Raw genomic sequence first — 8,552 nt, 5'->3', positions numbered from 1 at the left:
CATCCGCTCGATCACCTGCGTCGGGGTCGCGCCATCGCGCAGCCATCCGGTGCGGGCGAGGTGCGTGCCGAGGTCGAGGTCGCCGAGGGTGAACCACGGCCACCCGGCCCCCCAGGCTTTGAGCTCGCCGTTGACGCGCTCGGTGTCACCGGCGCGACCCCAGCCTCGGTTCGTGTCGTTGACCCCGGCGAGGGCGTAGACGATCGAGTCGACGTCGGGCTGCAGGCGCACGCCGCTGAGCCACAGGTCATCCCCCGTGTTCGCGACGACCGTGATGCGGTCGTGGGGTGTGGCGGCCGCCCGGACCCCGAGGGCGAACTTGGAGCCGCCGACTCCGCCGGCGAGGATGACGATGCGCACCGTTCGACACTACCGGCGGGCCCTCCACCGGCGTGTCGCGGGGGTTTCGGTCTTCTCTTTTCGCGTGCTCAAGTCTGCGCTTGTGCACGCGCAGACTTGAGGTGGTGGGTTCGGTCTTCACCTTTCGCGAACTCACGTCTGCGCTTAGGCACACGCAGACTTGAGTACGTCGATCGAGAGAACCGAAGGGCGCGCTCTCAGGAACCGGGAACGCACCCGAGGGCCACGGGCGGCGCCCACGGGCGATGCCTAGGGGCGGCGGGCGGATGCCGCGGCACGGGCCGCGGCGGGCAAGGCCCCGGTGATGCGACCGAGCGCCTCGTCGTCGTGGGCGGCCGTGAGGAACCACGCCTCGAACACGCTCGGCGGGAGCGAGACGCCGGCATCGAGCATCGCGTGGAAGAACGGCGGGTACCGCCACGACTGCTGGGTCAGCGCGGTCGCGTAGTCGCGGGGAGCCTCGGGAAGGAACGCGACCCCGAACAGCGAACCGGCGCGCGGCACCGAGTGCTCGACGCCCTCCGCCGCGAGGGCCTCCGAGAGGGCGCGCGCAACTACGTCGGCCGCGGCATCCACCCTCGCGTACACGTCGGGGGTCGCGAGGCGCAGCGTCGCGACGCCGGCGGCGACCGAGAGCGGATTGCCCGACAGCGTGCCCGCCTGGTACACGGGCCCTGAGGGGGCGAGGCGCTCCATGACGTCGGCGCGTCCGCCGAGCGCGGCGAGCGGCATCCCCCCGCCGACGACCTTGCCGAACGTGAAGAGGTCGGGCGTGTACCGCTCGCCCTGCGAGGCCTGCAGCCCCCAGAAGCCGGCGGGGTGCACGCGGAACCCGGTCAGCACCTCGTCGAGGATCAGCAGCGCGCCGTGCGCGTGGGCGCGCTCGGCGAGCGCGGCGTTGAACCCCGGGAGCGGCGCCACCACACCCATGTTCGCGGCGGCGGCCTCGACGATGACGGCCGCGATGCGGTCACCGTGCGCCGCGAAGACCTCGTCGACCGCCGACAGGTCGTTGTACGGGATGACGAGCGTCTGCGCCGCGACGGCGGCGGGGACCCCGGCCGATCCGGGCAGCGCGAGCGTCGCGACACCGGAGCCTGCCTCGGCCAGCAGCCCGTCGGAATGTCCGTGGTAGTGCCCGGCGAACTTCACGAGCAGGTCGCGGCCGGTGAAACCGCGCGCAAGCCGGATCGCGGTCATCGTCGCCTCGGTGCCGGTGGACACGAGGCGCACCCGCTCGATGGGGGCCGCGCCGTCGGCGACGACGCGTGCCGCGATCAGGTCGGCCAGGTCGACCTCGGCTCCGGTGGGGGCACCGAAGGAAAGGCCGCGGGATGCCGCCTCCCGCACGGCTTCGACGACCGAAGGCTCCGCGTGCCCGAGAAGCGCGGGACCCCATGACGCCACGAGGTCGACGTAAGTCCGCCCGCCGGCATCCGTGACGTAGGGCCCGCTGGCCGACGCCAGGAACCGGGGCGTGCCCCCGACCGAGCCGTAGGCGCGCACCGGCGAGTTCACGCCGCCGGGAATCACGGCCCGGGCGCGGGAGAACAGCTCGTCGTTGCTCTCTGCCATCGTCACGCCCGGGCTCCCGAGTCGAGCCACCCCGCGACCTCGACCGCCCAGTACGAGAGCACCGCGTCGGCACCCGCCCGGCGGATCGCGAGCAGTGACTCGAGCACGGCGCCCCGGCGGTCGATCCAGCCATGGGCGGCGGCCGCCTCGATCATCGCGTACTCGCCCGAGACCTGATATGCCCACACGGGAATATCCACCGCGGCCCGCACGTCGGCCAGCACGTCGAGGTACGGCAGGGCCGGCTTGACCATCACGATGTCGGCGCCCTCATCCGCGTCGAGCAGCGCCTCGCGCACTCCCTCGCGGGCGTTGCCCGGGTCGAGCTGGTAGGTGCGCCGGTCGCCCTTCAGCTGCGAATCCACGGCCTCGCGGAAGGGACCGTAGAACGCCCCCGCGTACTTCGCCGAGTAGGCGAGCAGGATCGTGTCGGCGAACCCGGCCTCATCCAGCGCCGCACGCACGTGCCCGACCTGACCGTCCATCATGCCCGACAGGCCCAGCAGCGCCGAGCCGGCGCGCGCCTGGGCGAGGGCCATGGCGGCGTAGCGCTCGAGCGTCGCGTCGTTGTCGACGCGACCGCGGTCATCGAGCACGCCGCAGTGCCCGTGATCGGTGAACTCGTCGAGGCACAGGTCGGTCTGCACGACGAGGGCGTCGCCGACCTCCGCGGCGACCGCGGTCGTCGCGACGTTCAGGATGCCGGCGGGGTCGTCGGCTCCGGACCCCCGCGCGTCGCGCACCTCGGGAACCCCGAAGAGCATGACGCCGCCGACACCGGCGGCCGCGGCATCCGCCACCGCGCGGCGCAGGGAATCGAGCGAGTGCTGCACGACGCCCGGCATCGAACCGATCGGCACCGGTTCGGTCAGTCCCTCCCGGACGAAGACCGGCAGCACCAGCTGCGAGGGCGCCAGGTGCGTCTCGCGCACGAGGCGGCGGACAGCCGGCGACTGCCGAAGGCGCCGCGGGCGATGCGTGGGAAAGCTCACGACTGGAACTCGTCGGCCGCGTGCGGAAGCTTGAACTGCGACACCGCATCGATGAGCGCATCGACCGTCTGCCGATCGGCGATCACGTCGACGCTGAGCCCGGCCCTGCGGGCATCCTTCGCCGTACGCGGACCGATCGCCGCGATGACCGTGGTGGGGGGGATGTCGGGGAACTGCGCGTAGACCTGCTCGGCGACCGACCCGCTCGTCACGAGGATCGCGTTGATGCGCCCGCTTGCCACGTCTCGCGCGATGCGCTCGGTGACGGGAACTCCCACGGTGCGATAGGCGACGACGCTGCGCACGTCGTGCCCCGCGGCGATCAGCGACTTCGTCAGCACGGGCTTGGCGATCTCACTGCGGAGGGTCAGGATGCGGCGGGGCTCGGGCTCGAGGGCCGTCAGCTGCTCGGCCATGCCGGCCGCGGAGTTGTCGCGATCGGGCACGAGGTCGACGCGGTACCCGACGGCTTGCAGCGCGGCCGCGGTCGTCTCGCCGACCGCGGCGACGCGGGTCTGCTGCGGGATCGTCGTCCGATGCGCGTAGAGCACATCGACGGTGGTCGCGCTCGTCACCGTGAGCCAGTCGAAGATGCCCGCCTCGAGGTCGGTGAGGGCCGCATCGAGTGCCGCGAGGTCGTTCGCGGGCGCGAAGTTGATCAGCGGAGCGACGACGGGCGTCGCGCCCTGCGCGCGCAGGCTTGCGGCCACTCCGTCGCCCCAGGGACCACCGCGGGGGACGAGGACGCGCCACCCGGCGAGTGGCTTGTCGGGCGTGGGGGTGCTTGCGGCTGTGTTCATGGGGATGACTCTCGTGGTACCAGGCCGGCCGCCCCGCGTTCGAGCAGCCGATGGGCGACAGCGTGCCCGATACCGCGAGCGCGGACGATCGGGTCTGTGCCATCGGCAGCGTCCGCACCATTGCCACTGCCTTGCACTCGAATATACCCCGCGTCCAGGGTCTCGGTTCTGTCGACCGCCAACCGGCGGTCGCCGCCGGGCGCATAGACGATCGCGCGCACCCGCAGTTCGATCCCGTGCAGCTGGGCGTGCACGCCGACCGGGGCATGGCAGCCGGCTTCGAGCTCGGCAAGCACCGTGCGCTCGGCGGTCACGGCGATGCGCGTGGCTTCGTCGTCGAGGGCGGCGAGCGCGTCGAAGAGATCGGATGCCGCGTCGGCCCTCGTCTCCACTGCCAGAGCGCCCTGCCCCGCAGCGGTCGGCCACTCGGCCAGACCGACGTGCTCGTAGCCCAGTTCTCCCGTACCCAGGATGTCGAGCCGCGACAGTCCGGCGGCGGCGAGCACGACGGCATCGAGCTCGCCGTCGCGCACCCGGCCGAGCCGCGAATCGACGTTGCCGCGCAGGTCGCGCACGTCGACACGCGGATTGCGCCGGCGCACCTGGGCGATGCGTCGCGGCGAGCCGGTGCCGACCGTCGCACCGGGCGGGAGGCGGTGCAGCGGGGTGCCGTCGCGCGTGATGATCACGTCGCGCGCATCCTCGCGGGTCGGGATCGCCGCGATCGTCAGGCCGGGTGCCTCCGCGGTGGGGAGGTCCTTGAGCGAGTGGACGAGCAGGTCGCACTCCCCGGCGAGCAGCGCCTCGCGCAGCCTCGTGGCGAAGACGCCGGTGCCGCCCAGCTCCGCGAGCGAGGCGCGCGAAACGTCGCCCTCCGAGACGATCGAGACGAGTTCGACCTCACGACCCGAAGACGCGGCCAGGGCATCCGCGACATGCGAGGACTGCGCGAGGGCCAGGGCACTTCGCCGCGTGCCGAGCCGGAGGGGGGCGCTCATGGGCGTGCGCCGCTCACTGCAGCACCTCGGCGATCTCTCGCAGTTCGAGTCGGCGGCCCGTGTAGAACGGCACTTCTTCGCGCACGTGGCGGCGCGCGTCGGTCGCCCGCAGGTCGCGCATCAGGTCGACGAGGTCGGTGACGTCGTCGGCTTCGAGCGGCAGCAGCCACTCGAAATCGCCCAGCGCGAACGAGGCGACCGTGTTGGCGAGCACACCCGTGAACGCGGCGCCCCTGCGCCCGTGCTCGGCCAGCATCCGCCGCCGTTCCTCCGCCGGGAGGAGGTACCACTCGTAGCTGCGCACGAAGGGGTAGAGGCACAGCCACTGCTTCGGCGGGATGTCGCGCAAAAAGCCGGGGACGTGCTGGCGGTTGAATTCGGCGTCGCGGTGCACGCCCATGGCGTTCCACGTCGGCAGGAGATTCTTCAGCAGCTCGGTGCGCCGCAGCCGGCGGAGCGCCAGCTGCAGGCCCTCGGCTGTCGGCCCGTGCAGCCAGACCATGAGGTCGGCATCGGCGCGGAGGCCGCTCACGTCGTAGAAGCCCCGCACCGTGATGCCACCCTGCTCGATGAGCTCGACGATGTCGGTCAGCTCGACCTCATCGGGTTCGACGACGGGGCGATCGGGGTCGCGCCGCCACACCGCCCACAGCGTGAAACCGCTCGGCGATGCCGTCAGCGGGTCGGGGGAGTCCTGCAAGGGAGCGGGTGTCGCGTGCTCGGCCATGGATCCAGTCTGTCCCCCGGACCGCTCCCGGCCAAACGCAGCGGGGTCAAAGGCTCGGGGGTCAAAGGCTCGGGGGTCAAAGGCACCGACGCGCCGATCAGCGCGCGTACCAGCGTGTGAGCGCCCAGACGGCAGAGCCGACCGCCGCCGCGATGCCCACGACGGCGACGACCGCGAGCACCGGTTCGCGGCGCGCGAAGACGCGCGCCTTCTGCACCGCCAGGTCGGCTGCGGCCCCGACACGCTTCGGGACGTTCGCCTTCTCCTCGATCGCCATCAGCGCGGCCTTGAGTTCGGCGCGCGCGCTCTCGACGGGGTCGGCGATCCCGAGCGGGACGGCAGTGCGGGGAACGGGGACGGGATTGCGGGGGGACACCGCGCCGCTAGAACTCATCGCCGACCTCCTTCACCATGCGCACGTCCTCTTGAACCGACTCTACGGGGTTGGATGCGCCTGCCAACTTGCGGAAGCGGAGGTAGCCGAGCAGCGCCAGGACCAGCGCGATGACCACCAGCAGCACGAAGACGACGAGCGCCGACAGCCATGCCGGCCACCACGACGAGAGCCCGATGATGACGAAGGCCCCGAACGCGGCCACCGCCCAGAACAGGAAGAAGAGTGCGGCGACGAACCAGCCCGCGCCGATCCCGACGTCCTTGGCCGCCTTGGACACCCACGCCTTCGCGCTGTTCACCTCGGCGACGACCAGATTGCGCACGAGTTCGGGCACATCGCCCAGGAGCGTGAAGAGGCTGTCGTCCGCTCTGTCGCGGAAGCCCCGTGGGGTGGTCATCAGATCTGGCCCGAGGGCAGCGTCGGGTCGGCGACGCCGTTGACGGCATCATCCACGGCCTTGGACACGTCGTTCCGCGCCTTCTCGGTCGCCTTCGCCACCTCGTCGCGGGCGTCTTCGGCCGCCTTGGTGAGCCCGCTTCGCGTCTTTTCGGCGGCCTTCTCGATGTCATCCGCCGAGGCCTTGCCCGCCTTGATGGCGGAGTCCAGCTTCTGCCCGGGGGTGCCCTGCTTGGCGGCGGCCTTGGTCACCTTGACGGCGCCGTCCCACAGCGCGCTCGGAAGAGCCGCGACGCTGGATTTCGCGAAGTCCTGAACCTTCGACACCTGCTGCTGCACCGGGTCGAGGTTCCAGACCTTGAGCGCCTGCTCCTTGATCTGCTCGTAGCGCTCGCGACCCGCGCGAGTGCCCAGTACGTAGCCTGCTCCGAGGCCGATAACGAGTCCGATTTTGCCCTTCATGGGATCTCCTTGCGCTCGATTTCGCCTGCTGGTCTGCCTCCAGGGTAGACCCGTATGCCGATCTGGGCATCCACCCTTGACATCGGGCGGCAGGGGGTGCTTACACGGGTGCTTACGCGCCCGCCGATCGGTCCCAGAGCGCGGACCGGCGCACGCGCTCCGCCTCGCCGATCGCGTCGGGGATGACCTGGGCCAGTCCCGTGCCCGAGAGCCAGGCGCCGGCGGCGGCGAGGCCGTCGACGGCGTGGATGGCGGCGCGTGCGGCCGCCGCCGCCTTCGGCTGGCCCAGCACCGAGGCGGGTTGCGCCTGCGCGTAGCGCTCGAGGCGGGCGGCGACGAGCTGCGACGGCGCGAGGGTCACGCCGAGCAGGGCGGATGCCTCGCCGAGGGCCAGCGCGGCGGCATCCTCGTCGCTCAGTCCGGTCGTCGCGGGCTCCTCGCCCTGGCTGCCGAACGACACGCGGACGACGTGCCGGCCCGCGGGCACGCGGCCGGCGAGCCACGGCCACTTCGCGCTCGAGTGGGTCAGGGCCTTGGCCCGGCGCGCGCCCGGCACGGTGAGCACGCCCGTGCCGCGAGGCCGCGCGTCCAGCGCCGGGGCATCCAGCACGAGCGTCACGACATGCACCTCGGGGCCCGGCCGCGGCGCCGCGGCCGCGAGCGAGGGCACCGCGTTGGCGAGCAGGCGACGCGCGGCGGCCTCGGGAGTGGCGACGAACACGGCATCGGCGACCTCCGGCTCCCCACCCGCCGCGACGACGACCCAGCCGTGCGCGGTGCGTTCCACGGACTCGACCGGCGCGCCGGTGCGCACCTCGGCGCCGAGGTCTTCGAGCCGGGCGCGGAGCGCCTCGACGAGCCGCGACATCCCGCCGTCGATGCCCTCGATCGCGCCCCCCGGTGCCGACGCGCGCTCGCCCGTCAGCAGCGCCACCGCCCCCGAGAGCGAGCCGGCCCGCGTCAGTGCGCCGTTGAGACCGGGCGCCGCGACATCCACATCGATGTCGTCGGGATGCGCGGAGTAGACCCCCGTCGTCACCGGCGCGACGAGGCGATCGAGCACGGCCTCGCCCATGCGCGTGCGCACGAGACGGCCGAGGCTGTGCTCGTGCCCGATCGTGAGGGGTGGTCGCAGCCGGTCGACGTACGCGCGCCAGGCGCCGCGCCAGCCGATCACGCGGCGCACGTCAGCGGCGAACGGGTTGCCGGGGATGCCGAGCACCCCGCCCTTCGGCAGGGGCGCGGCACCGGGCGAGCCGGGCAGTCCCACGACCCACGCTCCCTCGCGGCTCGGCGTCACGATGTCGTCTCCGAGCCCGAGCTCCTCGAGAAGGGCGCGCACGTGCCCGCCGCGCGTCGCGTAGCTCTCGGCGCCGACGTCGAGGGTCAGCCCGCCGACCTCCGCTCCGCGGACGGCGCCGCCGAGCGCGTGGCGCTGCTCGAGCAGCACCACGTGGATGCCGACCTTCGCGCACTCGAGCGCGGCGACGAGGCCGGCGATGCCGCCGCCCACGACGACGACCCTGGTGTGGCCGGCCTGCGCCGCGAGCTCCTCGAGCGGAACGGGGTTCTCGAGCGGATCGGTCATGCGACGGAGTGCACGAGCTCGACGATGCGGGTCAGCACGTCGGGATCGGTCTCGGGCGGTACCCCGTGACCGAGGTTGACGATGTGGGCGCGGGCCGCGCGGCCGCGGCTGAGCACGTCGCGCACGTGCGCCTCGAGCACCGGCCACGGGGCGCCGAGCAGCGCCGGGTCGATGTTGCCCTGCACGGACGTGTCGGCACCGAGGATGCCCGCGGCCTCATCGAGCGGCATCCGCCAGTCGGCGCCGACCGCGTCGGC

Annotated in this window: 11 protein-coding genes; all 11 read right to left on the bottom strand. The window is 72.7% G+C overall.

What is annotated here, in order from left to right:
* Positions 1 to 360 (bottom strand): 2-phospho-L-lactate transferase CofD family protein (locus VNT50_RS05355; RefSeq protein WP_325484070.1); only part of this gene is annotated, 360 nt, incomplete at its 3' end.
* A 249-nt stretch (positions 361 to 609) separates the two neighbouring features.
* On the bottom strand, positions 610 to 1,935 hold the full coding sequence (gene hemL / locus VNT50_RS05350; RefSeq protein ID WP_325484069.1) for a glutamate-1-semialdehyde 2,1-aminomutase: 1,326 nt from the start codon (positions 1,933 to 1,935) through the stop codon (positions 610 to 612).
* A 2-nt stretch (positions 1,936 to 1,937) separates the two neighbouring features.
* A complete protein-coding gene (gene hemB, locus VNT50_RS05345) occupies positions 1,938 to 2,927 on the bottom strand; it encodes a porphobilinogen synthase (protein ID WP_325484068.1) in 990 nt (329 codons plus the stop codon).
* Positions 2,924 to 3,727: a uroporphyrinogen-III synthase gene (locus tag VNT50_RS05340; RefSeq protein ID WP_325484067.1), complete on the bottom strand. Its 804-nt coding sequence runs from the start codon at positions 3,725 to 3,727 to the stop codon at positions 2,924 to 2,926. Before VNT50_RS05340 ends, hemB begins: the two co-directional genes overlap by 4 nt.
* On the bottom strand, positions 3,724 to 4,725 hold the full coding sequence (gene hemC / locus VNT50_RS05335) for a hydroxymethylbilane synthase (protein WP_325484066.1): 1,002 nt from the start codon (positions 4,723 to 4,725) through the stop codon (positions 3,724 to 3,726). The genes VNT50_RS05340 and hemC overlap by 4 nt, the downstream gene beginning before the upstream one ends.
* Before the next feature lie 13 nt (positions 4,726 to 4,738).
* Complete coding sequence (gene hemQ / locus VNT50_RS05330) at positions 4,739 to 5,452, bottom strand: hydrogen peroxide-dependent heme synthase (RefSeq protein ID WP_325484065.1); 714 nt, start codon at positions 5,450 to 5,452, stop codon at positions 4,739 to 4,741.
* A 97-nt stretch (positions 5,453 to 5,549) separates the two neighbouring features.
* Positions 5,550 to 5,846 carry a hypothetical protein gene (locus tag VNT50_RS05325; protein ID WP_325484064.1) on the bottom strand — a complete coding sequence of 99 codons (297 nt, stop codon included), beginning with the start codon at positions 5,844 to 5,846 and terminating at the stop codon, positions 5,550 to 5,552.
* Positions 5,836 to 6,246, bottom strand: coding sequence for a phage holin family protein (locus VNT50_RS05320; protein ID WP_325484063.1), 411 nt, complete (start codon positions 6,244 to 6,246; stop codon positions 5,836 to 5,838). The genes VNT50_RS05325 and VNT50_RS05320 overlap by 11 nt, the downstream gene beginning before the upstream one ends.
* Positions 6,246 to 6,707, bottom strand: a complete 462-nt coding sequence (locus VNT50_RS05315; RefSeq protein WP_325484062.1) for a hypothetical protein — start codon at positions 6,705 to 6,707, stop codon at positions 6,246 to 6,248. Before VNT50_RS05315 ends, VNT50_RS05320 begins: the two co-directional genes overlap by 1 nt.
* A 112-nt stretch (positions 6,708 to 6,819) precedes the next feature.
* The gene (gene hemG / locus VNT50_RS05310; RefSeq protein ID WP_325484061.1) at positions 6,820 to 8,295 is read right to left on the bottom strand and encodes a protoporphyrinogen oxidase; all 1,476 of its coding nucleotides are present in this window, start codon (positions 8,293 to 8,295) and stop codon (positions 6,820 to 6,822) included.
* Positions 8,292 to 8,552 (bottom strand): uroporphyrinogen decarboxylase family protein (locus VNT50_RS05305; RefSeq protein ID WP_325484060.1); only part of this gene is annotated, 261 nt, incomplete at its 5' end. The genes VNT50_RS05305 and hemG, both read right to left, overlap by 4 nt.

Origin of the sequence: Microbacterium sp., assembly GCF_035554235.1 — a bacterium.
In the GTDB taxonomy this organism is placed as follows: Bacteria; Actinomycetota; Actinomycetes; order Actinomycetales; family Microbacteriaceae; genus Microbacterium.
Note: the sequence above shows the minus strand (reverse complement) of the source record. Positions and strands in the feature narration are given on the sequence as shown.

Coding starts and splice junctions, on each gene's coding strand:
- hemQ (WP_325484065.1), bottom strand. CDS start 5,452: ATGGCCGAGCACGCGACACCCGCTCCCTTGCAGGACTCCCCCGACCCG.
- VNT50_RS05340 (WP_325484067.1), bottom strand. CDS start 3,727: ATGAACACAGCCGCAAGCACCCCCACGCCCGACAAGCCACTCGCCGGG.
- VNT50_RS05325 (WP_325484064.1), bottom strand. CDS start 5,846: ATGAGTTCTAGCGGCGCGGTGTCCCCCCGCAATCCCGTCCCCGTTCCC.
- VNT50_RS05315 (WP_325484062.1), bottom strand. CDS start 6,707: ATGAAGGGCAAAATCGGACTCGTTATCGGCCTCGGAGCAGGCTACGTA.
- hemL (WP_325484069.1), bottom strand. CDS start 1,935: ATGGCAGAGAGCAACGACGAGCTGTTCTCCCGCGCCCGGGCCGTGATT.
- hemC (WP_325484066.1), bottom strand. CDS start 4,725: ATGAGCGCCCCCCTCCGGCTCGGCACGCGGCGAAGTGCCCTGGCCCTC.
- VNT50_RS05320 (WP_325484063.1), bottom strand. CDS start 6,246: ATGACCACCCCACGGGGCTTCCGCGACAGAGCGGACGACAGCCTCTTC.
- hemG (WP_325484061.1), bottom strand. CDS start 8,295: ATGACCGATCCGCTCGAGAACCCCGTTCCGCTCGAGGAGCTCGCGGCG.